20 protein-coding genes and 2 pseudogenes are annotated in these 23705 nt (G+C 55.6%); 11 read left to right on the top strand and 11 right to left on the bottom strand.

All coding sequences use genetic code 11. The features are described from left to right. From B4968_RS10350 to xylB, 3 genes are all read left to right on the top strand, one after another. On the top strand, nucleotides 1–644 hold a 644-nt coding region (locus B4968_RS10350), incomplete at its 5' end, for an ABC transporter permease (protein WP_139792726.1). A 32-nt stretch (nucleotides 645–676) separates the two neighbouring features. Next, nucleotides 677–1642, top strand: a complete 966-nt coding sequence (locus B4968_RS10345; protein ID WP_083098800.1) for an ABC transporter substrate-binding protein — start codon at nucleotides 677–679, stop codon at nucleotides 1640–1642. Between the two features lie 34 nt (nucleotides 1643–1676). Beyond that, nucleotides 1677–3188: a xylulokinase gene (xylB, locus tag B4968_RS10340; RefSeq protein ID WP_241525682.1), complete on the top strand. Its 1512-nt coding sequence runs from the start codon at nucleotides 1677–1679 to the stop codon at nucleotides 3186–3188. 287 nt (nucleotides 3189–3475) lie between these two features. On the opposite strand, the gene B4968_RS10335 is transcribed toward xylB, so the two are convergent. The 4 genes from B4968_RS10335 to B4968_RS10320 form a co-directional block, all read right to left on the bottom strand. Continuing rightward, nucleotides 3476–4261 carry an MBL fold metallo-hydrolase gene (locus B4968_RS10335; RefSeq protein WP_083098795.1) on the bottom strand — a complete coding sequence of 262 codons (786 nt, stop codon included), beginning with the start codon at nucleotides 4259–4261 and terminating at the stop codon, nucleotides 3476–3478. Between the two features lie 451 nt (nucleotides 4262–4712). Further along, a complete protein-coding gene (locus tag B4968_RS10330) occupies nucleotides 4713–5351 on the bottom strand; it encodes a glutathione S-transferase family protein (protein WP_083098792.1) in 639 nt (212 codons plus the stop codon). Nucleotides 5352–5414: 63 nt separating this feature from the next. Beyond that, nucleotides 5415–6359, bottom strand: coding sequence for a glutathione S-transferase family protein (locus tag B4968_RS10325; protein WP_083098789.1), 945 nt, complete (start codon nucleotides 6357–6359; stop codon nucleotides 5415–5417). A 96-nt stretch (nucleotides 6360–6455) separates the two neighbouring features. After that, complete coding sequence (locus B4968_RS10320) at nucleotides 6456–6746, bottom strand: HAD family hydrolase (RefSeq protein ID WP_083098786.1); 291 nt, start codon at nucleotides 6744–6746, stop codon at nucleotides 6456–6458. A gap of 410 nt (nucleotides 6747–7156) precedes the next feature. Here B4968_RS10320 and B4968_RS10315 point away from each other — a divergent pair, with 410 nt between their 5' ends. Together B4968_RS10315 and B4968_RS10310 are read left to right on the top strand one after the other, a co-directional pair. Then, nucleotides 7157–9160 carry a putative bifunctional diguanylate cyclase/phosphodiesterase gene (locus B4968_RS10315; RefSeq protein ID WP_083098783.1) on the top strand — a complete coding sequence of 668 codons (2004 nt, stop codon included), beginning with the start codon at nucleotides 7157–7159 and terminating at the stop codon, nucleotides 9158–9160. A gap of 463 nt (nucleotides 9161–9623) precedes the next feature. After that, nucleotides 9624–11858, top strand: coding sequence for an ATP-binding protein (locus B4968_RS10310; RefSeq protein WP_139792725.1), 2235 nt, complete (start codon nucleotides 9624–9626; stop codon nucleotides 11856–11858). Between the two features lie 64 nt (nucleotides 11859–11922). Here the strand turns inward: B4968_RS10310 and B4968_RS10305 are convergent, their stop codons facing one another. Further along, a complete protein-coding gene (locus B4968_RS10305; protein ID WP_161492570.1) occupies nucleotides 11923–12744 on the bottom strand; it encodes a LysR family transcriptional regulator in 822 nt (273 codons plus the stop codon). A gap of 188 nt (nucleotides 12745–12932) precedes the next feature. Between B4968_RS10305 and B4968_RS10300 the strand changes: the two genes are divergently transcribed. Continuing rightward, nucleotides 12933–13271: a hypothetical protein gene (locus B4968_RS10300; RefSeq protein ID WP_206601090.1), complete on the top strand. Its 339-nt coding sequence runs from the start codon at nucleotides 12933–12935 to the stop codon at nucleotides 13269–13271. 52 nt (nucleotides 13272–13323) lie between these two features. Here the strand turns inward: B4968_RS10300 and B4968_RS10295 are convergent, their stop codons facing one another. Continuing rightward, a complete protein-coding gene (locus tag B4968_RS10295) occupies nucleotides 13324–13923 on the bottom strand; it encodes a L,D-transpeptidase (RefSeq protein WP_083098775.1) in 600 nt (199 codons plus the stop codon). A 164-nt stretch (nucleotides 13924–14087) separates the two neighbouring features. On the opposite strand from B4968_RS10295, the gene B4968_RS10290 reads away from it, so the two are divergent. Beyond that, nucleotides 14088–14948 carry a hypothetical protein gene (locus B4968_RS10290; protein ID WP_083098772.1) on the top strand — a complete coding sequence of 287 codons (861 nt, stop codon included), beginning with the start codon at nucleotides 14088–14090 and terminating at the stop codon, nucleotides 14946–14948. A gap of 58 nt (nucleotides 14949–15006) precedes the next feature. On the opposite strand, the gene B4968_RS10285 is transcribed toward B4968_RS10290, so the two are convergent. After that, nucleotides 15007–16518, bottom strand: a complete 1512-nt coding sequence (locus B4968_RS10285) for a CoA-acylating methylmalonate-semialdehyde dehydrogenase (protein ID WP_083098802.1) — start codon at nucleotides 16516–16518, stop codon at nucleotides 15007–15009. Nucleotides 16519–16663: 145 nt separating this feature from the next. On the opposite strand from B4968_RS10285, the gene B4968_RS10280 reads away from it, so the two are divergent. The 3 genes from B4968_RS10280 (at nucleotide 16664) to coaD (ending at nucleotide 18809) form a co-directional block, all read left to right on the top strand. Next, complete coding sequence (locus tag B4968_RS10280; RefSeq protein ID WP_083098770.1) at nucleotides 16664–17560, top strand: LysR family transcriptional regulator; 897 nt, start codon at nucleotides 16664–16666, stop codon at nucleotides 17558–17560. Nucleotides 17561–17615: 55 nt separating this feature from the next. Continuing rightward, the gene (locus tag B4968_RS10275; RefSeq protein WP_083098767.1) at nucleotides 17616–18050 is read left to right on the top strand and encodes a CBS domain-containing protein; all 435 of its coding nucleotides are present in this window, start codon (nucleotides 17616–17618) and stop codon (nucleotides 18048–18050) included. A 261-nt stretch (nucleotides 18051–18311) separates the two neighbouring features. Further along, nucleotides 18312–18809: a pantetheine-phosphate adenylyltransferase gene (coaD, locus tag B4968_RS10270; protein WP_083098764.1), complete on the top strand. Its 498-nt coding sequence runs from the start codon at nucleotides 18312–18314 to the stop codon at nucleotides 18807–18809. 127 nt (nucleotides 18810–18936) lie between these two features. Here the strand turns inward: coaD and B4968_RS10265 are convergent, their stop codons facing one another. Both B4968_RS10265 and gap read right to left on the bottom strand, forming a co-directional pair. Beyond that, nucleotides 18937–19080: a glyceraldehyde-3-phosphate dehydrogenase gene (locus B4968_RS10265; RefSeq protein ID WP_083098761.1), complete on the bottom strand. Its 144-nt coding sequence runs from the start codon at nucleotides 19078–19080 to the stop codon at nucleotides 18937–18939. 95 nt (nucleotides 19081–19175) lie between these two features. Next, nucleotides 19176–20179, bottom strand: a pseudogene (gap, locus tag B4968_RS10260) (type I glyceraldehyde-3-phosphate dehydrogenase). A 242-nt stretch (nucleotides 20180–20421) separates the two neighbouring features. On the opposite strand from gap, the gene B4968_RS10255 reads away from it, so the two are divergent. Continuing rightward, complete coding sequence (locus B4968_RS10255; RefSeq protein WP_083098758.1) at nucleotides 20422–21384, top strand: DUF808 domain-containing protein; 963 nt, start codon at nucleotides 20422–20424, stop codon at nucleotides 21382–21384. Between the two features lie 108 nt (nucleotides 21385–21492). Here B4968_RS10255 and B4968_RS10250 read toward each other — a convergent pair whose 3' ends face one another. Continuing rightward, a complete protein-coding gene (locus B4968_RS10250) occupies nucleotides 21493–21804 on the bottom strand; it encodes a hypothetical protein (protein WP_083098755.1) in 312 nt (103 codons plus the stop codon). Nucleotides 21805–21962: 158 nt separating this feature from the next. Next, nucleotides 21963–23705: pseudogene (locus B4968_RS10245) on the bottom strand (transketolase family protein); the annotation flags it as partial.

Genomic DNA, 23705 nt, shown 5'->3' with positions numbered 1-23705 from the left:
CGGGGATGTTGAACGGGTTTTTGATCACCACGCTGGGGATCGAGGCCTTTATTGTCACCCTGGGGTCAATGGGGATCTACCGCAGCCTTGTGACCTGGCTTGCTGATGGGGGCACGCTGTCGCTAGATTTCTCACTGCGTACGTTTTACCGCCCGGTCTATTTCGACGGTATTTTTGGGATCAGCTGGCCAATCATCGTTTTTGCTCTGGTCGTGATCATCGGTGAAATTGTCATGTCGCGCACGGCCTTTGGCCGCCATAGCGCCGCCACCGGCGCCAACGAGCACGTCGCCCACTATTCAAATGTCAACGTCAACCGGACGCGAATGATTACCTATGCAGTCCTGGGCATGTTGGTGGGGGTCGCAACAATTATGTATGTCCCGCGCCTTGGCTCGGCCTCGGCGTCTACCGGCGTGTTGTGGGAGCTTGAGGCGATTGCGGCAGTCATTATCGGCGGCACGGTTCTCAAAGGCGGCTTTGGTCGCGTCTGGGGCACGGTCATCGGCGTTTTGATCCTCAGCCTGATCGACAACATTTTGAACCTTACAGATTTTGTTTCACCCTATTTGAACGGCGCAATTCAAGGGGTCATCATTATTCTCGCTGTTATCCTTCAGCGGGAACGCAAGGCGGCCAAATAGGCCGTGTAGTCAGCTTCAGGGAGGAGCAAATTATGAAACATACCAGCACATTTATTGCCGCCGCAGTGGCCGCAACAATCACCGCAACATTGGGCAGCGTCGCTTTGGCGTCTGACCTGGGAGTCAAGGTCATCGGAGTGTCGATCCCGGCCGCGACCCATGGCTGGGCAGGCGGGATGAACTTCCATGCGCAGCAAACTGTGGAACGCTTGGAGAAGGTTTATCCTGGTCTTGATTTCGTGCTCTCCACCGCGTCCGATCCCGGCACACAGGTCAATGATATCGAAGACATGGTTGCCGTGCGCGGCATTGACGCGCTGGTGGTTCTGCCGTTTGAATCCGATCCCTTGACGCCACCGGTTCAGGCCGTGGCCGAAAGCGGCGCCTGGGTGACGGTTGTCGACCGGGGATTGTCTGTTGCCGGCATTGAGGATCTGTATGTGGCGGGGGACAACACAGGTTTTGGTCAGGTCTCGGGTCAATACATGGCGTCAAAGATGCCGGAGGGTGGTGATATCGTGGTGTTCCGCGGTATCCCGACAACCATCGACAACGAACGCGTCGATGCCTTTAAAGCTGCGATTGATGGCTCTGGCATCAATGTCTTGGCCATGGAACATGGCAACTGGAACCGTGATGACAGCTTTACGGTGATGGAAGACTTCCTGTCCAAATATGCCAAGATCGACGCGGTCTGGGCCTCTGACGATGACATGGCAATTGGCGTTCTTGCCGCGATTGAGGCCGCAGGCCGTGATGACGTTAAATTCGTTCTCGGCGGGGCTGGCATGAAGGAGATGATCAAACGTCCCGCCGCTGGCGACGCCATGATCCCGGCCAATGTGACCTATCCGCCCTCGATGATCGCCACCGCGATCGAGCTGACGGCAGTGGGTCTTACTTCAAATGCGCCAGTTTCCGGCACCTTTACAATTGGCTCTGTACTGGTAACGAAAGAGAACGCCATGGCGTTCTACTACGCAGACAGCCCTTTCTAGGCTGAAACATTTCAATCTGGATGACACAATCTGGATGACACAATCTGGCTGGCTCAATGTGCTGGCCAGATTGCTCCTTAAGCGATGGAATTACCGTATGTATTTGGGACTGGACCTCGGCACTTCTGGGGTCAAAGCGCTGCTGATAGACGACGCCCAAGCTGTCATCGCACAGGGCCATGCTGCCCTGACCGTGCAGCGGCCAAGGCCAAACTGGTCCGAGCAAGACCCGCAGTCATGGATTGCGGCGACGCAAGCGGCGATCCATGAGCTGCGCCAATCCGCGCCGCGCGCCTTTGCTGACCTAAAGGCAATTGGTGTCTCGGGGCAGATGCACGGGGCAACTTTGCTGGACGAGAATGACCGCCCTCTCAGGCCAGCCATTTTGTGGAACGACGGCCGCGCCGAGGCGGAGTGTCGCGCCCTTGAAAATCGCGCGGATTTCCGGGGCATTGCGGGCAACATCGTCATGGCGGGATTTACCGCCCCAAAACTGGAATGGGTCCGCCAGCACGAGCCTGAGGTTTTTGCAAAGACCCGTAAAGTGCTCTTGCCAAAGGACTATATCGGGTTTTGGTTGACGGGGCGGCACATGTCAGAAATGTCTGATGCCGCAGGGACTTTGTGGCTGGATGTGGCAAGGCGGGAGTGGTCAGACAGCTTGCTTGCGGCCACTGGCCTGTCGTCCGCGCATATGCCAGATCTTGTTGAGGGATCAGAACAGGCCGGAGTGTTGCGGGCTGAATTGGCGACAGAGTGGGGCGTTGGCACAGTCTGTGTCGCAGGCGGGGCCGGAGACAATGCCGCGACCGCTTGCGGTCTGGGGCTGACTTCGCCGGGGGATGCGTTTTTGTCGATCGGCACGTCAGGCGTGCTCTTTACCACGACGGATCAATTTGCTGCTAACACCGAGAAGGCCGTACACAGTTTTTGCCACGCAGTTCCAGACACATGGCATCAGATGGGCGTCATTCTGTCCGCTGCAGACAGCCTGAACTGGTTGTCGCAGATCACCGGCCAATCCGCCAAACAACTTACAGATTTGGTCGAGGACAGTCCAACGGCACCGTCACCTGTAACATTTCTCCCCTATTTGTCTGGCGAGCGCACGCCGCACAATGCGCCAAATGCCACGGCCAGCTTTCTTGGCCTCAAGCGACAGCACGGGTTGGTGGAACTCACGCAGGCCGTGTTGGAAGGGGTTGCATTTGCTCTCAACGATTGTCGGCAGGCGATCGAGGCCAGAGGTCCGTCCCTTAGCTCGGCCTGGGTTGTGGGGGGTGGTAGTCAGTCGGTTGCGTGGTTGAATATTATCGCGGCGGCAACAGGCCTTACCCTTAAAGTTCCCGAAAGCGGCGCCCAAGGCGCGGCCCTGGGAGCCGCCCGATTGGCCATGGCGTCAACCGGATGTCAGGACGTCTTTGCGAAACCAGTTGCAGCATCTGTCATCCAGGCCAATGGCCCTCTTAAAGAGCTCTACAAAGACCGGAAATCATATTTTGAGGCTCTGGCGCCAGTGGCTCTGGGGTCAAATGGCTATAGCTAGGAAGGGAGTGTTTCAGCAGCAGCTAAGAGGGACGTGCAAATGGTTTAAGCGCACCAAGACAGGGCAAGACGGGGCATGCGCTAACGTGCGGCTGGCACGGCCGCAACGGCCGCAATTTGCTGCGCTCAAAGACATGACCTCGGCCTTCACGCAACTGTAGCAGGCAGGGTTACCTGCCTCAGACGTTCGGCCTCAAGGCTCTGGAAGAGGGCTGTCTCACAAATCAGAAGGTTTCATCAGAGACAGGCCGGATCGTCGGGTCTGGAGGGGAAACAAGATGTTGAGGGTCAGCTCAGCGTCCCGTTATACCAGTCGTGGAAATTGACCTCGGTCGACACGCCGGTTTTGCTCAACAAATTTGCAAATACCTGCGGGTCTTGTGTGCCGCCATCGCGCCCACGGTAGTGATAGGGGATCACCATGCTCGGCGCGAATTCTGCCACCGCATCTGCCGCTTGTTCAGCAGCCATGGTAAACGGCAGGTTCATGCATACAAAGGCCAGATCAATATCTTTCAGCCCCCGCATCTCGGGTGTTCCTTCGGTATCACCTGAGATGTAGACACGCACCCCGTCTATGGTCAGCACAAATCCAATGTCGCCCCGGTCTATTGGGTGAAAGTTAAGCCGGTCCTCGGTGATATTATAAGATGGGATTGCTTCAATCCCGACACCCATTTTGTCCAGGGTCCGGCCTGAGGCAATGATGTCTGAGCGGGCCTGCAAGGCCTCTGGCATCATGCCGACCACGTCTTCGTTTGTCAGGATTGAGGCCTGCGGCAGCGCCGCCAGAAGATCTGCGTTGTAGTGATCCCCATGTCGGTGGGTAATCAAGATAAGGTCAGGCTCCGGGAGGCCTGCGTACTGTGCAGCCTCGCCGACAGGGTCCACGTAGAAAACGCCTGCCGAAGTTTCCATCACAAAGGACGCGTGCGAGATCGGATGAATGACCAGCTTTCCGTCCATGAGATTGAAGCCAGCCCCATGCGAGGCAGCTAGGCCAAGTGACGGTAGCATTGCAATTGAACCTGTTGCGGCGGCGCCGCCAATAATAAAGTTGCGTCTGGTCGTCATAACAGCCTCCTACGGCATCTATCTGCAAATCTGGTGTCGATTTCCAGTATCCTGGAAGAGCCGACCCGATTTTGGAATTCTCGCCAGTTCTTGGCTTTGCAATAGGCTGACGTGCGTAGTTTTGTGTGGCAGAACTCTCAAGCGTGGCGGCAAACCAACAGGTGAAATTCCTGCGCAGTCGATCAATGGCGGGCCCGGAAAGGACGCGCTGCGGGTTCCAGGGGGCGCCGAATACAAGTCTGCACTGTTTGGGATGAAAAACGCCAGTTGTTTTTTGCAGTCTCGCAGTACTTCACTCAGGTGTGAATACTGAGAGGGCGATGCAGGCCTCGTCGCGGTTTGGCTGCGGCCTCTTTCAGGCAATACCCGGCAGACATATGCATTGTCTGGCCGCCTCTGGGCTGGCAGTATCCCCCGCCAGCCCAAATCTAAACTCTCCCTGGGGAGTTGGTTAGGGCATGGGAACGTCGGTTGTGAATTTGGGGACGGAATAGCCCGCTTGCACGGCCGGGCGCGCAGCGATCCGTAGATCCCAGCCCAAAACATTTGGAAAGGCGTTCAAATCAATCTCCTGCCACTCAAACCGCGACACCCACGGCCAGCAGGCCATGTCTGCGATCGAGTAGGTTCCGCGGTCCTCGCCTGCGATGAAATCACGACCGTCCAAACGAGCGTTAAGGACAGAGTACAGGCGCTGCGCTTCGGTCGCATAGAGCTGCTCGGCGTATTCCGATTTGCCTTTGTTATATTTCACAAAATGGTGGGTCTGTCCCAGCATTGGGCCCAAGCCACCCATTTGCCACATCAGCCATTCAACCATTCGCCAATACTCATCCCCTTCGCATTGGAACTTTTTGTATTTGTCCGCGAGGTACATCATGATCGCGCCGGTCTCCATCATTTGCATACCGGTCTCATGATCGACAATCGCGGGAATGCGGTTGTTCGGCGCGATTTTCAGAAAGTCGGGTGCGAATTGCTCGTCCTTGGTGATGTCGATGGGATGAACCGTGTAAGGGATGCCAAGCTCCTCAAGGAGGATCGAAACCTTGCGGCCGTTTGGCGTGGTCCAGGTATAGAGATCAATCATTGGTCAGCCTTTTCAATTGTTTGTTCACGTCTCGCCCCTGCGGGTTTTTACTGTGTGCCTCTGTCATGTCAGATCGATGCGGTAGCCGGCGCGCGGGAAATGCACGCAGACTGTTCCCACGTCTGGGGCGCTGCGTTCTATCACGGCAGTTTCCGCATCAGCGTAGCGAAGCATCCCTGCGACAGGTTGCTCGCCGCCATTGACGTCAGGCCTGATTGTCACGGATTGCCCGACCGCCAGACCCTGCGGGTCATGTGGGGCGACGCCCGTTTTGGCCGCTGGCTCCAGATCCTTTGCACGCGCGATTGCGTCCTGCGGGTCCATGGTACTGGAGGTGCCGTGGCCGATCGCTCGGATATTGTCCTCCCAGCGCACAAGGGCCTGGAACTCGGACAGAAACGACGGCCCCTCCGCCCATCTGCCGCGCAGGAACCAGACAACGTGATAGAACTGCGCATCTATCGCCGCAGGTTGTGCGCCCAGCAAGAACGCCCGCCCGTCTGACAATTGCGCATCCAGCCACGACAGAGGCGCGCGCATTTGGGACACGAGATGCGGCAGGTCCGCGTTGGCCTGTTTCAGCCCTGCGGCCCAGTCCTCTCCGAGGTAGAGGCGTCCACGATCCGCGGCAAAATCCTGGTCCAGACTATCCCCCGCTGCACCCAGAACCGGCCTTACGGTCTGATCAAACAAGGGACCGTCCGTCCATCGACTGAGGCACCACATCAAGCCCTGCTCGGAGGTGGGCATAAGGGTAGGCGCGGGGTATCGCCGTTCAAGTTCGCGAAGGATGCACTGGCTGTCACAGTAGATGTCGTCGCCGATCTGCATCACAGGCGTGCGCCGATAGCCGCCGGTGAGAGCCGTCAGCATTGGTTTTGGCGGCAGGCGCGGAATTTCCACGCTGCGCCCGGCAAGACCTTTGATGCCGAAGGCGACCCTGACTTTCTCGGCAACAGGGGATTGCGGGTAGGCGTGAAAGATCACCTCGGTTGTTGGATCAGACATATATTATTCCTTTTCTGACGATCTGGTCAGACAGTCACATTCAGTTTGGCCGCAAGCGACCGGATATCGGGCCAGCATTTGGACCTGTGCGCGGCCTCAAAGGCAACCAGGTGACGCTCCTGCTGGCTGAAGGCTTTGTTCGGCGATGATTTCTTCAAGCGCCACGCGGTGCGCCGCGTCAAAGTTGTAGGCTGGGGGCGCGTCCTTACCAAGGTTAAGCATCTTGCCAAGGCTTCTGCGGCGCATGTCATTCGCCAATTGATGCCAGTTGCGATCAAGCCCGTGCTGGGTTCCTGCCGTCTCTAGGGCTTTGGCAAATCCGCTGTGCCAGTCCAGAATGGTGCCGCCAGTGTCAAACGTGAGCGCACGGATATCGGATATGCTCATAAGGGGTCCTCAGGTCAGTTCGTTTGCAATCACGCGTAAAGTGGAGCTGTATCGCTCGACCGCCACCCAATTACGCTTCTACTCTATGTCCCAGTGGATCCGGTCGACAAGAGCGCTCATGCGCATCTTGCCTGGGCGGCAACCCCGACCAGGGCGATCCCTGAAATACCCCATTTGCCTGTCACCGCAGTAAATCCGCTGAGGGGGGGGCACGGGCCTGGCATCGTTGCCAGCCATAGGGGCTGGAAACTGGGGCTGGGCAGCGACCACATGGAGCGTTGCCGAAAGATTAAAATACCGTATGAAAAGAATATTTTTTCCAGTTAAGAGGGCTTTTTAACTGATGCTCAACGATGCTTGCATAGGTTAGGGTTTCTGAACGGATTTTGACAAACTATTTGGTACACAACATGCTGAGAAAACAGACGTGGTTGCGCTCTATTTTTAGTGTTCCCAATGACAATCCAGACCTCGCGATTGCCCAAATCAGAACATTTTCACGTCAAATCCCCATCATGTATTGCATGGTGATCGTCAATACACTGGCCCTTGCATACTCTCATCATACTCTGGCCCCCGACTGGCTAACCGTTCACATTCCGGCTGTACTTATCTCAATATCAGCGTTTCGAACCTACTCTTACTGGCACAGCGGAAGACAGGAGATTTCGGCAATTCAGGCCTGTCGCCAGCTTCGTCATACCATCATTTTGGCTGGGGTTCTGGGTGCTGTTTTTTCAATATGGGCGCTGGCTCTTTTTTCATACGGCAATGCCTATACACAGGGTCATGTTGCATTTTTCTCAAGCGTAACATGTTTGGGAATTATGGTGTGTTTGATGCACTTGAAAGCGGCGGCAATCGTGCTTGCCCTCACAGCGGTTGGCCCAACGGCTCTTTTTCTTTTATATGCGGGTCATCAGGAATTTAGGGCGGTTGGCCTCAATCTCATTATTGTCGCAGTGGCTGTTCTTTATGTGCTGTCAAATCATTCGCGAAGCTTTGTCGATTTGATATCAAACCAAAGTGCGCTGAAAAAATCAGCCCTTGAAGCCTATGAACTAGGCAAAGAAAACGAACGCCTGGCAAATAAGGATAGCCTAACTGGTCTGCCAAACCGACGTCGATTTATGGCAGAGCTGAATTTCAGACTGAAAGTCTCGAAAGAGAAAGGCGAAAGCTTTGCCGTTGGAATTCTGGATCTTGACGGGTTTAAACCCATCAATGATGTCTACGGCCATGTTGCAGGTGATCGGTTGCTTGTAAAGGTCGGTGAGCGCTTGTCACAAATTGGCAGCGAGGTTTTTGTTGCGCGTCTCGGAGGCGATGAGTTTGGTATTATTTTCCAGGGCGCGCTCTCCAATACTGAGATTCAAGAGCTGGGGGATCATATCTGTGGTGCAGTTGAGGTGCCGTTTGAGCTGGAAAGTTTCACGGCAAATATCGGCGCAACCTTTGGGATTTCCCGGTTTCCCGATGCGGGCAGTACCGCAAAAATTCTTTTTGAGCACTCCGATTATGTTCTTTATGTCGCCAAGGAACGTTTGAGAGGGCAAGCTATCTTGTTTTCTGAAAAACATCAGGCAGAAATAAACGAAACGACCGGAATTATGCGAGGCCTGCAAGAGGCAGACATGGATGCTGAGCTTTCGCTTAATTATCAGTTTGTTGTAGATAGCCAGACTGGGATTCCGGTCGGCGCAGAAGCCCTTGCACGTTGGACGAGCCCGGTTCTTGGCATGGTTTCGCCGTCTAAATTCATCAAGAATGCGGAAAAATCTGGCCTCATCAATCAGGTTACGGAAACATTGTTGCGTAAAACCCTGGCTGAAGCATCCAAATGGCCTGGGGACTTGTTTATCTCTTTCAACCTTTCGGCGCATGATATCGGGTCATCACACCATATTAACAGGCTTTCCGAAATTGTGCAGAATTCAAATTTCCCGCCAGAGCGTTTGACCTTTGAGATTACAGAGACAGCTTTGTTACGAGACCTGAGCCGCGCCCATGATACTTTGCAGCTGCTAAAGGGGCTGGGTTCAAAGGTCGCGCTTGATGATTTTGGCACCGGCTATTCCAGTTTGAGCTATGTTCAAAACCTGCCGATTGATCGTTTGAAAATTGACCGTAGCTTTCTGCATAATATTGATCAATGCCGCACGTCGCAGGCTGTTGTTAAAGCAATATTGGATCTTTGCGAGAATTTGGATCTTGATTGTATTGTTGAAGGCGTCGAGACGGAACAGCAATTAAAGATCCTTCAGGGCCTGGGGCGGATGAAAATTCAAGGCTACTTGTTCAGTAAGCCTTTGCCAAGCAGCGACGCTCTCACCTATCTTCAGCTATCTCCCGAAGCGAAATTTGAAAACGACGCGGCGGCCGATGAATTGGTGAAACAAAATCGCATGCGGTAGGGGGGGGCGCTTTCTGAGATGTGATTTTCGAAATCGTTTTGACGTCCATGTTTTTAGGGTCAAAAATAATTTCCACATCTTTTGGGCCATGTTCGATAAAACAGTTTAAACCCAGACCTCTCCATATACCGAGCGAATTTATTTCAGGGCCACTGATCTGGGCATCCACCGCTTTGCGTTTTTGCATATCATGGGGGCCGCATGCGGGTTGGGAAGTGCGATATTGAGGCGCCTCTCGCGCGCGAGCCAAAGCTGGGCTGCAAGCGGCAGACCGCGATCAGATTTGGTGACATTGGCGCATATTCAGGAGCATTTTCATCCCGGCTTCATCCCATCCCTTGGTCATACCCGCGTGTCTCCTGCTGAACCCTCACGATACAGCTGATGCGCCGAACCATATGCCAGCTGGGAACATCGATTATGTCTTGAGCCGTGAAGCCCAGCCCTACCGAGGCGTGATCCTTTGACTGCATTTGCGGCCTGTCATCGGCTGGGCGGTCGCCATCCACATAACGCGCAACCGGGATATTCTGGCTGTGAGGCCCTGAATCTGGGGGGCTTAACCCCCGGTCCCGGTGTGAAAAAAGTGCTCATTGCATTGTATGACTTATCAATCCATCAACCATTAGGTGATATTACGAACACAAGATCACAATGGTACGGAGGCTTCCTCTTGCGTCGACTTGTTAGCGAAGCATCGCAATTCATGGCTATTATGCTGTGTACTTTTCTTATCTTTATAGCCTCCAAAGCTTTGGCGCAGACTGAACAGGGCGGGCCTGTTCGGATGGCCTATATGGAATACAAACCCTATTCGTTTACCGACACGGATGGCTCTCCCAAAGGGCTTGCGATTGATCTCGCCAAACGGCTTGTCGGTGCTTTGGATCGGGAATTGGAGTTTGTTGCCGTAGAAAACCCGGCTGCGATGGTCTCGATGGTTGCCGCTGGTGATGTTGATCTAACGGGCTTGCTTGCGTTGACTCCAGCGCGCGCAGAGCGCGCCTTTGCAACCTTACCCCTCGGATCGTTTCGCAGAAATCTGTTCGTCAGAAAGGCACAAGAAACTGGTAGTTTGAGTGATTTTTCGGGAGCACGCATTGGCCTGCTGCAGGGTGCAGTTTTAAATGGCATCCCAGATGCACAACCCATGCCCTACAACACGGATGAAGAGCTCATCATCGCTCTGTTGAAGGAAGAGATTGACGCTATCGCAAGCGCTGAAGATGGGCTTTCTGCCTCGCTCAGAGCGATGGGCATAGATGTGCTGGTTAAGACAATTGAGCCGCCTCTTACCATCTTGCCTTTTGGATTTTACGTTGCAAAAGATCAAACAGATCTGCTGCACGCTCTCAACATGGAAATTGCCACAAATTTCACCAAGAAGGAGTATCAAGCCTTTCACGAGATCTGGTTTGGAACCCCGACGCGTTTGCCTGAACATGACTTAATTTTTTGGGGCAGCATCGCCGGTCCCATTCTGCTTGTACTGGCGGTTGTCGGGTTGATTGGCTGGCAGGTGCATCGCATGCGTTCGGATATTTTTCAGAAGGAAAGCGAACATCAACGTCTCTTTGTCGATGCGCTGGATGCGGTGAAGGCGGCGATCGTTATTTATGACAAAAACCTCGAGGCACTGCACTGGAATGCGGGCTTTTCCAACAGCTTTCCAGGTTTGGCCGATGTCTTGATTAAGGGTGTCACGCTGCGCGAGATGATTGTGAAATCCTATGAGAACGGAACGGTCAAGACTGAGATGAACCAATCCGATGTCGACGTGTTTACCAACAATATCGTCGAAAGCGTGTTGGCAGGGAAAACAATGAACCGCATCGTTCACACCAAGGACGGGCGCGTGGTGGAGGCAACCGATTTTCCAGTTGGACAGGATCACTATGCTTCGGTTCGCGTCGATGTGACCAAGATGCACAAGCAGGCTGAAACTATTCAGGCGCAGAAATCTGAGTTGATGGCTGTGAATGAAAAGCTGGGCACCTTTACCTCGATTGCCGCCCATGATCTCAAATCCCCCTTGCTGCAACAGATGTCTCTGGTTGAATTTATTCAAGAAGACATCGAGGAAGCCGGGCTGGAACTTCCGGAAGACGTGAGCGGATACTTCACGATGTTGTCGGCGGCTTCAGATAAGATGCTGCGTCTGATCAACGATCTGTTGGAACACGCCCACACCACCAGCGACGAGAGCCGTTCGGAGAGTTTCTCGCCCAACGACAGGATCTCTGAGGCCCTTCTTTTGGCGGGTTTGCCGCCTAGTTTTAAAGTCGAGCTTGAAGAGGGCATTCCTGCGGTTTGTGTCGACCCAATTGCTTTTGATACTGTGATGCGAAACCTTGTTTCCAATGCGATCAAACATCACGACCGTGACGAAGGGCTTATCAAAATATCCAGCTCCAAATCCATGAACATGGTCTCGATCAGGATTGAAGACGACGGTCCTGGAATCCCTGAAGAATATCGCACCTCCATTTTTGAACCCTTCAAACGGTTGTCCACTCAGGTTGACGGCAGCGGGCTTGGCCTCTCGTTTGTTGATAAAACGGTAGCTGAGTGGGGCGGCAGTATTTACGTAGAATGCCCCAACGCGCGCGGCTCCATTTTCGTCATAGCCATCCCAGCCGAGGACGCGCAGGAGCAGACGGACAGTGGTGACGATGTCCAGCAATCAAAGGCCTCTTAAGGGGCGGTGAAATATGGGGCAGGGGCGCGGAAGGCTTGCCGCATTCTAGGCTTTGGTGCCAGGTTTACCTGCGGGCAGAGGCCGCCAGTATGGTCACAAGCTCGGTTGCAAAGGCTGTCTTGCGATGGGAAAAGCCAATGGTTCTGTGCCCCATGTCCTGTCCATGAACCGGGCGCACCACAATTCCTGCATGCGCGTCACCATGTGACACAGGTACAAAGGCGATGCCTAGCCCTGCCGAAATGAGATCCAGAACCTGATGGTCATTGACCGCCTGAGCGGGCCGTGATGTGTGTTTCGAGGCGAAAAGATCAAATCCATCGGCATTGGGACAATAGGGACGATGAATAACCGGGTAGGCCTGTAGGTCGCGAATGTGCAGGCTATCGCATGCGGTCAGAGGGTGCTGCAACCCCAGTGCCACGCCATAAGGCTCTGTCAGGATGGGCAAAAATCCATGGCCCTTTGGCACGCAGTTTTGTGAAACGCAGGACAGATCGCAGTCCTCAGCTGAGGCAATAAAGCTAAACTCCAAATCTGCGGCATTGCGACCAACGCTTTGTAGGGTAGGAGCAAAAGCGCCCAGCAGGATATCCGGAAAACAAAAGATACGCACACTTTTGCGGGGGGCTCGCTTGATCCGCCCCTCCAGCGCAGAGAGCTGCGCAACACTGCCAACTGCCTCGCGGTAGAGCTTCTCCCCCAATGACGTGGCCGTCAAACCCGTCTTGGACCGTCTGAACAATAGCCCGTCAAAATGCTGTTCCAGCTTTTGAATCGCCGCGGAAACAGTAGGTTGGCTCACGTCGTTGACGCGTGCAGCCTGGCTGAAGGTGCCGGTCTCATAGGCGCTTAGGAAATACTTTAGGGGTGTGAGCTCAAGCATATGCATATCCTATACATAGCATAGGTGACATCGCAATGGCCTATGCTAGTCGCGTCTGCCATCTAGCGTCCATAGCAACAAAAGGACGAAATTTATGCTTTCACCAGCCTCACCAACCTCGCCAGACTCCCTTGCCCCCGTTTCCGACACAGCCATCGGCCAGCTGCTCAGCAGGTTTGTACAAGGCGATGCCGCAATGCTGTCTTAATGTCGCGGATGACATTGATTTTCGCATCGACCATTTTAAAGACGAGCTGGATACCAGCTGGCAAACGGCAGGCTCGCTCAATGCACTTTTGGACGTCCTTGACCGTTTGGGCAAAGAGGTATTTCCCAAAGGCACGCAGGCGCTTGGCATTGACACCTTCAGTCTTGGAGGGGGCTGGCATCTCACACAGTTCAATCAGCAGTTCTTTTATGGCCTGCGGCAATGTGAGGTGACGAGCCTCACCCATATCATGTCCCATGAGACGGATGGCAAGGTCGACTATTTCCGCGAGACCGTAACAGGCGTCACCAACCTGTGAGACAGGGAGCGCGCACAGCGACCAGGCATCTGTGCGCGCTCTGCTGTCTGATTTACAGGACCCGCACCTGAGTGCCGACCTTTACCAGCTCATAGAGCTGCTCAACGTGCTGATTATAAAGCCCGATGCAGCCGGATGAGCTTTGCCGGCCAATTTTTCGCTTGTCATGGGTGCCATGTACCAGATAGGCAGGCCAGGACAGATACATGGCGCGGGTGCCCAGCGGATTTCCGGGGCCACCCTCAAGCCGCAGCGGCAGTGTCGGGTCGCGTTCGCGCATAGAGGCCGTGGGGGTCCAACTGGGGTTTTGCGCCTTGCGGATCACTTCGGTATAGCCACGTTTGGGCAGCTCTTTGGACATGGGCACCGACGAAGGATACAGCCGGTAGGTGACGCCATCGCCATCCCAGTAATGCACGGCGCGTGAGGTCACATCGGCCAAAAGGCAGCCAATCCCCAGCGTCTCAAAGTGATCTTGCCAGTGCTGCTGGCGAAACGATGATATATTGCGCTGAACCGGGGGCTGATCTGATGTCAGCTCTTCGTTTTGCCCAAAGGCGTCAACGGATTGGGCGCGTAGCAAGCCAGGGGCTGCAAGGGCCGCACCCAGGCCCAACAGGGCAGCACGACGGTGAATTGGTTTTGAAGACATGGGGTCTGCACGCGATCTGATTGTTTGAGTTCTGTCTTTACACATAGGGGGTGGCGCGCCAGTCTTTAAAGACCCGGAGGGTTCACATTTGTGTTTTGTGCCGGCTTTTGCCGCTCAGCACTCCGGTATGCGTTTATCAAAGCAGTTTCTGGAGGAGAGGTATTATGAAAAACAGAGTCGCCGTCGCAGTCATACATGGCATGGGAAGCCAGGGAAATGGCAAGCAGGACATCGAGAAGATTAGTTTTTCCGCCGGCTTGTACAAGGCTATGAAAAAGAGGATGGGCAATGAGGTCTTTAAAAACGTGGCCTGGCGCGAGATTTTCTGGGCTGACATTTTGCAGGATCGCCAGGACCGCTTTGTTGAAAACAACCTGACATCCAAAGGCGCGCGCTGGATGAAAACCCGGCGCTTTGTCATGCATAACCTTGCGGATGCGGCCTCTTACCGGCGCACGCCGGGAGACCAAAAAGATGAGATCTACCACCTGATCCATGCACGGGTACATGCCACGATGGCGCGGCTCGAACAGATCAGCGGCAAGGGCACTCCGCTGGTTGTCTTGGCGCATTCCTTGGGTGGCCATATCATGTCGAACTACATCTATGACATGCAACACGGAACACCCGAGCTGCGCGCCAGCGGTAAGTTTCAAAAGATGCAGACCATGGCCGGCTTTGTCACCTTTGGCTGCAATATTCCTGTGTTTTCATTCTCTTATCAGCCAGAAGACATCCACCCTATTCCTTATCCCGGCACCGCAATTGCCAAAAAGAAACGCCTTACGCCCTGGTGGGTCAATCTGAATGACAAGGATGATGCACTGGGCATGCCTCTGGCTGGCACCTCTCCTGGCTATCAGGCCCTGGCAGACAGCGGCCAGCTGCAGGATCGCTGGATCGACAGTGGCAACCTGCTGCAGTTCTGGAACCCGGCCTCTCACAATGGCTACTGGAAGGACCGCGATGTTCACAAACGCATCGAAGGCGTGCTGAACAAGGCGCTAAAGATCGGCCCCGTCTAGGGGCGCTTTAGAACGGAAAAGGGCCCCGAACACTGTCGGAGCCCCTTGGTATTTCATTTCATAGCAGTGGGTTAGTCCATTGCTTTGAAGTTGAACTCACGCCTTCACGAATGCCCGAGGGCCAGCGCGAGGTGATGGTTTTGGTGCGGGTGTAGAATTTGAACGCATCGGGGCCGTGCTGGTTCAAATCGCCAAAGGCAGACTTTTTCCAGCCCCCAAAGGTGTGATAGGCCAGTGGCACCGGGATTGGCACGTTGATGCCGATCATGCCGATGTTGATGCGGTTGGCAAAATCACGCGCGGTGTCGCCATCGCGGGTGTAGATCGCTGTGCCGTTGCCATATTCGTGGTCCATCGCATAAGACAGCGCCTCTTCATAGGTTTCGGCGCGCACGGTCGACAGGACCGGGCCAAAGATCTCATGCTTGTAGATGTCCATGTCGGTTGTGACATTGTCAAACAGGCTGGGGCCGACAAAAAAGCCATCCTCATAGCCCTGCAGGTTAAAGTTACGACCATCGACAACCAGATCGGCACCCTGATCAACGCCAGTCTGCACCAGACGTTCAATATTGGCTTTGGCAGCGGCTGTGACAACCGGGCCGTAGTCGACATCATCGCCAGCAGTGTAGGGGCCGACTTTCAGGCTTTCAACGCGGGGGATCAGCTTGGCGATCAGCTTGTCAGCCGTCTCCTTGCCGACAGGAACCGCAACCGAGATCGCCATGCAACGCGCACCGGCAGCGCCGTAGCCGGCACCGATCAGAGCATCAGCCGCCTGGTCGAGATCAGCGTCAGGCATGATGATCATGTGGTTCTTGGCGCCGCCAAAGCACTGAACGCGCTTACCCTGGGCACAACCGGTGCCGTAGATATATTCGGCAATCGGCGTGGAGCCAACAAAGCCAACCGACTGGATGGTGTCGTCATACAGGATCGCATCAACTGCTTCTTTGTCGCCGTTGACAACCTGGATGATGCCCTTGGGCAGACCTGCTTCTTCCAGCAGTTCCGCCAGCATCAAAGGCACCGATGGGTCGCGCTCAGACGGTTTCAGGATGAAGGCGTTGCCACAGGCGATGGCAGGCGCAAACATCCACATGGGGATCATCGCTGGAAAGTTGAACGGGGTGATGCCCGCAGTCACACCCAGGGCCTGACGCATGGAATACATGTCGATGCCGGGGCCGGCGCTGTCGGTGAATTCACCTTTCAGCAGTTGCGGCGCGCCAACGCAATACTCCACAACTTCCAGACCGCGCTGGATGTCGCCCTTGGCGTCGGGGAAGGTCTTGCCGTGCTCGCGCGACAGCGCTTCGGCCAGCTTGTCCATGTCGCGGTTCAGCAGGTCGACAAATTTCATCATCACCCGGGCGCGGCGCTGGGGGTTCACTTTTTCCCAGGCAGGCTGGGCTGCGGCGGCAAAGGCGACGGCCTGTGCCATCTCGTCTTTGTTTGCCAGCGGGCATTTCGCCTGCACTTCGCCTGTGGCGGGATTGAAGAAATCAGAGAAACGGCCGGATGTGCCTTTGACATGTTCGCCGTTCATGTAGTGGGTGAGTTCTTGCATTGGAAAAACCTCCTCTGGATCAGTTGGCGCAAAGCTTAGGCTTGCAAAAAACAACGGAAAAGAGGAAAGATTTCAAATAGGATTTGCAGGAACGCAAAAGGTTAACGGGGCCAAAGGCCTTTGGAACGGACAGAGGGGATCGCTGATGGATGCTCAATGGGATGATATGAAAGTGTTTTTGGCAGTTGCCCGTGAGGCAAGCCTGTCAGGGGCCGGACGTATTCTAAAGATGGACCCGGCCACGGTTGGCCGCCGTATTGCACGATTTGAAGCCGCCCTGGAGACGCCTCTCTTTGTCAAATCCCCCCAGGGCTATGCGCTGAGCGCGCCCGGAGATCGTTTGCTGGTGCATGCGGAGGCGGCAGAGCAGGCAATGCGGGCAGGGGCCGAGGCGCTGACGGGCCCAAGCGATACCCTGTCGGGGCAGATCCGCATTGGCGCGCCGGATGGCAGTGCCAACTATATTCTGCCCCAGGTCTGCGCGCAGATTTGCGAGGACCATCCGGATCTTGATATCCAGATTGTCGCTCTGCCACGGGTGATCAACCTCAGCCGCCGCGAGGCTGACATGGCGGTCACCGTCAGCGCGCCCACCGCGGGGCAGCTTTTGGTGCAAAAGCTCACGGATTATAAGCTGCACATGGTCGGCTCGCACCACTATCTACGCAAGCATGCGCCGATCAAAAAGCTGGAAGACCTCAAGGGTCACAAGATGATCGGCTATATCCCTGACATGATTTTTGACCGGGAGCTGGACTATATCAGTAATCTGGGGATCGAGCGGGTGGCGCTGGCGTCCAATTCGGTTTCGGTTCAAATCAAGCTGGCAGCACAGGGCACGGCCCTCTGTGTGGCGCATGATTTTTCCCTGCCGTCCCACAGGGTGCTGCGCAAGGTTCTGACCGATAAAATCAGCCTTACCCGCAGTTTCTATCTCGTGCGGCATCAGGGCGACCAACGCAGTGAGCGGCTCAATCGGTGTGCGCGGGCGCTGACAAAAGGCATTAGCGACGAGGTGGCCCGGTTGGAGGCCTTGACTTGATGCGCCGTTGCGGCAACCCTTGGTTATACGCAATAAAATTACCATAGGAGCACAAATGCTGGTTCAATTGATTCTGAAGTCCAAGGGGGGCGCCGCAGTTGTGACCGTTGCCCCGAACGCCTCCGTTGCAGAGGCGGCAACTCTGCTCTCCGATATGGGGATCGGGACGTTTTTGGTGTCCTCGGATGGCGAAACCGCCGAGGGCATTCTGTCCGAACGCGATATCGTCCGCGAACTTGGCAAAAACGGCTCGGGCTGTCTGGAGAAACCGGTCAGCGCCTATATGACTTCCAAGCTCGTCACTTGCTCCAGCCAGTCCAATGTCGAGGATGTTTTGCAGCAGATGACTACCGGTCGGTTCCGCCACATGCCTGTGGTCGAGGATGGCAAGATCGTGGGTCTGGTCTCGCTTGGCGATGTGGTCAAGGCGCAGCTCACGGAAATCGCCATGGAGAAAAATGCGCTGGAAGGCATGATCATGGGGCACTAAGCCCCAGGCTTTCTGCTGTGGCAAAGCGTTGTGCCTGTTCTGCCTAACCTCGGGCAGCTCTGGTGGCAGGGATGACTGCATATGTGCCGGGGCTGAACGCAGCTGCGGGCAGGCCGCGAGATTATGTTTCCTACAGATCGCGACCACATGACGCGCGTGATCCGTGATATGCGTATTTTCCCCCTCTTGCATCCCTTGGTGTTAACATGTTTTCTCTGCGCAAAAGCTTTGACTGAAATAGTAAAACGGCAGGAGAGGCCTATGCGTATCGGCTTGTATCCCGGCACATTTGACCCCATCACATTGGGGCATGTTGACATTATCCGACGCGCCAGCGCGTTGGTTGATAAACTGGTCATCGGCGTCGCAATCAACCGCGACAAGGGCCCGTTGTTCACGCTGGAAGAGCGTGTGGAGATGATAGAGGCGGAATGCGCTAAGCTGAGCGAGCAGACCGGCATCGAGATCGTCGTGCATCCCTTTGAAAACCTGTTGATTCATTGTGCCCGCGATGTTGGCGCCCAGGTCATCGTGCGCGGATTGCGGGCGGTCGCTGACTTTGAATATGAATATCAAATGGTCGGCATGAACCGCGTGTTGGATAGCTCTGTTGAGACGGTGTTCCTGATGGCCGAGGCCCGTCATCAGGCGATTGCCTCGAAACTGGTCAAGGAAATCGCCCGGCTGGACGGGGATATCTCCAACTTTGTCACGCCTTTGGTGCAGGAACAGCTGTTAAAGCGCCTCGGTAAGTCCTGACAAAGTCAGGAAATTATGCGACCCAATTTTGCAAACAAAGGGCGTGGCTGATCATCGGTCGCGCCCTTTGCTTTTGGAAAATTAAGACCTCAGCATGGTGCAACGCGCCTGGCTCAATGCGTTTGGCTCAGCGCCAAAAGGCAACCCAGTCGAGCAGTGCGAAAAATTTCTTACTCAGAAACAACAGATTACTGCCATCCGCTAGTGTAAGGTCTGCAACCAAGCCAGCAATCACAAACAGGCCGAGCCAGATGGCAATCTTATTGGTCATAGGACTCCGCCAGAATAGAAAACGCCCGCTCAGATATGCCTGAGCGGGCGTGAAATCTCAAGAGTGGCTTTGGGTTAGCACACAAAGTTGGCGTTTTAGCCCAGACGGCCCATGGCGACGGCCACATCGGCCATGCGCACTGAGAAGCCCCATTCATTGTCGTACCAGGCCAGAACCCGCACCATACGACCTTCGACCACACGGGTCTGATCGGGGGCAAAGATCGAGCTTTCGCTGGAATGGTTAAAGTCGCATGAGACCAGCGGCGCAGGCTCATAGCCCAAAACGCCCTTCATCGGGCCTTCGGCGGCCTCCTGCATGGCGGCATTGATCTGCTCTGCGGTGACCTCACGGCCGGCACGGAACGTCAGATCGACGGCCGAGACATTGGGAGTTGGCACCCGCATGGCGGAGCCATCAAGGCGGCCTTTCAGGTTTGGCAGCACTTCACCCAGCGCCTTGGCCGCACCGGTCGAGGTTGGAATGATCGACATGGCAGCGGCACGGGCGCGGTACAGATCGCTGTGGCGGCGATCCAGCGTCGGCTGGTCTCCGGTATAGGCGTGAATGGTGGTCATGAGACCGTGCTCGATACCAAAGGCCTCATCCAGAACCTTGGCCATCGGGGCCAGGCAGTTGGTGGTGCAGGAGCCGTTCGAGATCATGGTGTGGCTGGACTTGAGCTCGCTGTCGTTGACGCCAAAAACGATGGTTTTGTCGACGTTTTTGCCGGGAGCTGACAGCAGAACCTTTTTGGCGCCGCGCTCAAGATGCGCTTTGGCCTTTTCACCGTCATTGAACTGTCCGGTGCATTCCAGCACCACGTCACAGCCTGACCAGTCCAATTCATCCATTTTGTAGGTCGAAAACATCTGCATGTCGCCGCGACCCAGGTTCATGGGGTGCCCTCGCCGGTGGTGACCTCACCCGGGAAACGACCATGTACGGAATCGTATTTGATCAGATGTGCGGCTGTGTCCAGAGGGCCAGTGGCGTTGACCTTGATCACTTCGATATCGTCACGGCCCGAGGCCGCAATATGTGACAGGGTGCAGCGGCCGATACGGCCAAAACCGTTAATCCCGACTTTGATGGTCATGAGCATGTCTCCAGGCGAGCTAATCTTGATGTCGCGTATAGACCTCATTGGTTTCCTTCTAAAGGGGCGAAAACGAAGAAAATCCAGCATGTTAGCGCAAAACTGGACCGGTGGCGTTAACGAATCCTACCGGTGGCGTTAACGGGGTTTCGCCGCAATGCTGCGGTGGCGCTAACGCTTGTCACCCGCCACAGATAGGGTAGGTTGCTACAAATTATGTGCCAGGGATAAGGGTTTTTGATATGAGCGGTTTGCTGGCTTTGCTGGATGATGTGGCAGGCATTGCCAAGGTAGCGGCGGCCTCGGTCGATGATGTTGCAGCAGCGGCAGGCAAGGCCGGGGCAAAAACGGCGGGTGTGATTATTGACGACGCCGCTGTGACGCCAAAATACGTCCAGGGTTTTGATCCGGCGCGTGAGCTGCCGATCATCTGGCGGATCACGCGCGGATCATTCTTCAACAAACTGGTGCTGCTGTTGCCGGTGGCGATGCTGCTGGCCAATTTTGCGCCCTGGGCCATCACGCCGCTTTTGATGCTGGGGGGCAGCTATCTGTGTTTTGAAGGGGCGGAAAAGATCTTTCATGTGCTGTTTCCCCATGTCAGCCACGAGATTGACGCGGACATGAGCATCAAGGACCCCGGCCATCTCGAGGAGCAAAAGATCAAGGGCGCCATCAAGACCGATTTTATCCTGTCGGCCGAGATCATGACCATCGCCCTTGCCGCCATCGAGGTTCCCAATGTCTGGATGCAGGCGGCCACGCTGGCTGTTGTTGGCATTGGCGTGACAGTTGCCGTTTACGGCTCGGTCGCGCTGATCGTCAAAATGGACGACGTAGGCCTGTTCCTGGCCAATAATGCGCCTACCCCTGTTGGACGTGGGCTGGGGCGCGGGTTGGTGAAATTCATGCCGGTTCTGATGTGGCTTTTGTCCGTGGTGGGCACGGCTGCGATGCTCTGGGTGGGGGGCTCCATCATCATCCACGGGCTGGAGGTTCTGGGCTTTGGCTGGCTGGGCCACCATATCCATGACTGGGCCTATGCCGTGGGCCATTTGGTGCCTGAGGCCTGGACTGGTTTTGTGGAATGGAGCGCCAAGGCCGCGATGGATGGCGTCTTTGGCCTGGCCGGGGGGCTGGTGCTGATCCCAGTGGCGACAAAGGTGATTGGGCCGCTCGTGGCGGTAATGCCTGGCCAAAAGTGAGGCAGCAGGGGGGTGCCCGGGACGACTTTCGTTTTCCGGGCGAAACTCAACTAAAATATATTCTGTTTTCAATCCTGGGGATCATTCAGATCCGGCGTGCAAAATAGCCTAGACGCTGGTCAGTTTGACATCATATGTGGGGCCGACATGTTTCTGAACCGCCGCAATCGCGGCATCGTTCATGGCGCGACTTTGATCGTTTTCCTTCTTCTTCTTCATTTTGTTGAGATCCATCTCAAGCTCAAAAGATCCTCGCGTATTGGGGGTGGCTTCTGCCCAATAGTTATAGGTCCATGTCACGTCTTTATTGGCGGCTATGGCGTTATGCGCAAATTTTGGTGACGTCTGATCGGTCAGTTTCACGAAGTATCGAGGCTTTGTGACCTTTAACTTCTTCATCTTTTTGACTTTTCCAGGCATGGGGTCTCTCCTGTACGAAATACACAGGGACTATTTTGGGCGATTTTGTGAATTGGATCAATCTGTAAGAAAAATGCCGCACCCTGGGAGGGGCGCGGCACTTGAAGAGCAGTCCGTAGTGTTGGCCCGGCCTGTCGCTCCGGTTTGTCTTTCGGGGCCTAGGCCAGCAACGCCTTTGCCTGCGCCACGGTATTGTCTGCGGTGATGCCGAATTTCTCGAATAGCTCTGCTGCGGGCGCTGAGGCACCAAAACGATCCATGCCAACAAAGGCGGCTTTTTTCTCAGAGCCGCGTTCGCCCAGCAACAGACGGTCCCAGCCGCCGGCGCGCATGGCGGCCTCAATACCAACACGCACGGGGCCTGCGGGCAGCACCTTACGGCGATAGGCTTCGTCCTGTTGTGCAAACAGCTCCATGCAGGGCATGGAAACCACGCGGGTGCCGATGCCTTCGGCTTCGAGTTTTGCCTTGGCCTCCATCGCCAGAGACACTTCAGAGCCAGTGGCGATCAGGATCACCTGACGCTTGGCGTCAGCCTCGGCGAGAACATAGCCACCCTTTGCGGTGAGGTTGTTCAGTTTGTGCTCGACCCGCAGCGTAGGCAGGTTCTGACGGGTCAGGGTCATTACCGAGGGCGTTTCTTTGGCTGTCAGGGCCACTTCCCAGGCTTCAGCAGTCTCAACCGCATCGGCAGGGCGGAACACATAGGTGTTTGGCGTGGCGCGGCAGATCGCAAGGTGTTCGACCGGCTGGTGGGTCGGGCCATCTTCGCCGACGCCGATGCTGTCGTGGGTCATCACGAACACTGTCGGGATCTTTGACAGGGCTGCCAGACGCATGGCCGGGCGGGCATAATCGGTAAAGCAGAAGAAGGTGCCGCCATAGGCGCGCAGACCACCATGCAACACCATGCCGTTCATCGCAGCCGCCATGCCGTGCTCACGGATGCCCCAATAGACATACCGGCCCTTGCGGTTGTCGGTGTCAAAGACGCCCAGATCGCCCGTCAGGGTGTTGTTTGGCCGGTGAGGGCAGCAGAGCCACCCACAGTTTCGTGCATGATCGGGTTGATCACCGCCAGCGCCATCTCTGATGCCTTACGGGTGGCAACCTTGGGCTGGTCTTCGCTGACCTGCTTTTTCAGGGCTTTAATCGCGGCCGAGAGCTTTTTGGGCGCCTCAAGTGCATAGGCGCGATTGAAACGGTCCTGCTTTTGCTGCGAGACCTCGCCAAAGCGGCCTTCCCAGGCAGCGCGGTCCTCAGCGCCGCGGGCCCCAATCGCTTCCCACTGCGATTTGATCTCTGCGGGGACTTCAAACGGGCCGGTGGTCCAGCCATAGGCCGCCTTGGCCGCAGCCATCTGGTCGGGATCGGTGAGAGCACCGTGACCTTTTGAGGTATCCTGCGCCGCATGGCCCAGGGCGATGTGGGTCTTGCAGGCGTTCATCGAGGGTTTTTTCGACTTTTTGGCAGCCTCAATAGCGGCGTCGATAGCAACCGGGTCGTGACCGTCGATTTCCAGAACCTGCCAGCCGGAGGCGCGGAAACGCTGCACCTGATTGGTGCGATCGGACAGTTCAACCGTGCCGGCGATGGTGATGTTGTTGTTGTCCCAGAACAGGATCAGCTTACCCAGAGAGTGACGCCCGGCAAGACCAATGGCCTCCTGGCTGATGCCCTCCATCAGGCAGCCATCGCCGGCGATGACATAGGTGTGGTGATCCACGATCTTGCGGCCATACTGGGCGCGTTGCATCTCTTCGGCCATAGCAAAGCCAACAGCGTTGGACAGACCCTGACCCAGTGGGCCAGTTGTGGTCTCGATGGCATCCAGCAGGAAGTTCTCGGGGTGACCGGCGGTCAGGGCGCCCAATTGGCGGAAGTTCTTGATCTGCTCCAGC

This window comes from Pseudophaeobacter leonis (genome assembly GCF_002087335.1).
GTDB classification, from domain to species: Bacteria; Pseudomonadota; Alphaproteobacteria; order Rhodobacterales; family Rhodobacteraceae; genus Pseudophaeobacter; species Pseudophaeobacter leonis.
Note: the sequence above shows the minus strand (reverse complement) of the source record. Positions and strands in the feature narration are given on the sequence as shown.

Excerpts from the sequence above, each read along its gene's own strand:
- coaD (WP_083098764.1), top strand. The coding sequence starts at position 18,312 with ATGCGTATCGGCTTGTATCCCGGCACATTTGACCCCATCACATTGGGG.
- B4968_RS10305 (WP_161492570.1), bottom strand. The coding sequence starts at position 12,744 with ATGCTTGAGCTCACACCCCTAAAGTATTTCCTAAGCGCCTATGAGACC.
- B4968_RS10325 (WP_083098789.1), bottom strand. The coding sequence starts at position 6,359 with ATGTCTGATCCAACAACCGAGGTGATCTTTCACGCCTACCCGCAATCC.
- B4968_RS10320 (WP_083098786.1), bottom strand. The coding sequence starts at position 6,746 with ATGAGCATATCCGATATCCGTGCGCTCACGTTTGACACTGGCGGCACC.
- B4968_RS10290 (WP_083098772.1), top strand. The coding sequence starts at position 14,088 with ATGAAAAACAGAGTCGCCGTCGCAGTCATACATGGCATGGGAAGCCAG.
- B4968_RS10330 (WP_083098792.1), bottom strand. The coding sequence starts at position 5,351 with ATGATTGATCTCTATACCTGGACCACGCCAAACGGCCGCAAGGTTTCG.
- B4968_RS10285 (WP_083098802.1), bottom strand. The coding sequence starts at position 16,518 with ATGCAAGAACTCACCCACTACATGAACGGCGAACATGTCAAAGGCACA.
- B4968_RS10255 (WP_083098758.1), top strand. The coding sequence starts at position 20,422 with ATGAGCGGTTTGCTGGCTTTGCTGGATGATGTGGCAGGCATTGCCAAG.
- B4968_RS10300 (WP_206601090.1), top strand. The coding sequence starts at position 12,933 with ATGCCGCAATGCTGTCTTAATGTCGCGGATGACATTGATTTTCGCATC.
- B4968_RS10295 (WP_083098775.1), bottom strand. The coding sequence starts at position 13,923 with ATGTCTTCAAAACCAATTCACCGTCGTGCTGCCCTGTTGGGCCTGGGT.
- B4968_RS10275 (WP_083098767.1), top strand. The coding sequence starts at position 17,616 with ATGCTGGTTCAATTGATTCTGAAGTCCAAGGGGGGCGCCGCAGTTGTG.
- B4968_RS10345 (WP_083098800.1), top strand. The coding sequence starts at position 677 with ATGAAACATACCAGCACATTTATTGCCGCCGCAGTGGCCGCAACAATC.
- B4968_RS10265 (WP_083098761.1), bottom strand. The coding sequence starts at position 19,080 with ATGACCAATAAGATTGCCATCTGGCTCGGCCTGTTTGTGATTGCTGGC.
- B4968_RS10280 (WP_083098770.1), top strand. The coding sequence starts at position 16,664 with ATGGATGCTCAATGGGATGATATGAAAGTGTTTTTGGCAGTTGCCCGT.
- B4968_RS10335 (WP_083098795.1), bottom strand. The coding sequence starts at position 4,261 with ATGACGACCAGACGCAACTTTATTATTGGCGGCGCCGCCGCAACAGGT.
- B4968_RS10315 (WP_083098783.1), top strand. The coding sequence starts at position 7,157 with ATGCTGAGAAAACAGACGTGGTTGCGCTCTATTTTTAGTGTTCCCAAT.
- B4968_RS10250 (WP_083098755.1), bottom strand. The coding sequence starts at position 21,804 with ATGCCTGGAAAAGTCAAAAAGATGAAGAAGTTAAAGGTCACAAAGCCT.
- xylB (WP_241525682.1), top strand. The coding sequence starts at position 1,677 with ATGACACAATCTGGCTGGCTCAATGTGCTGGCCAGATTGCTCCTTAAG.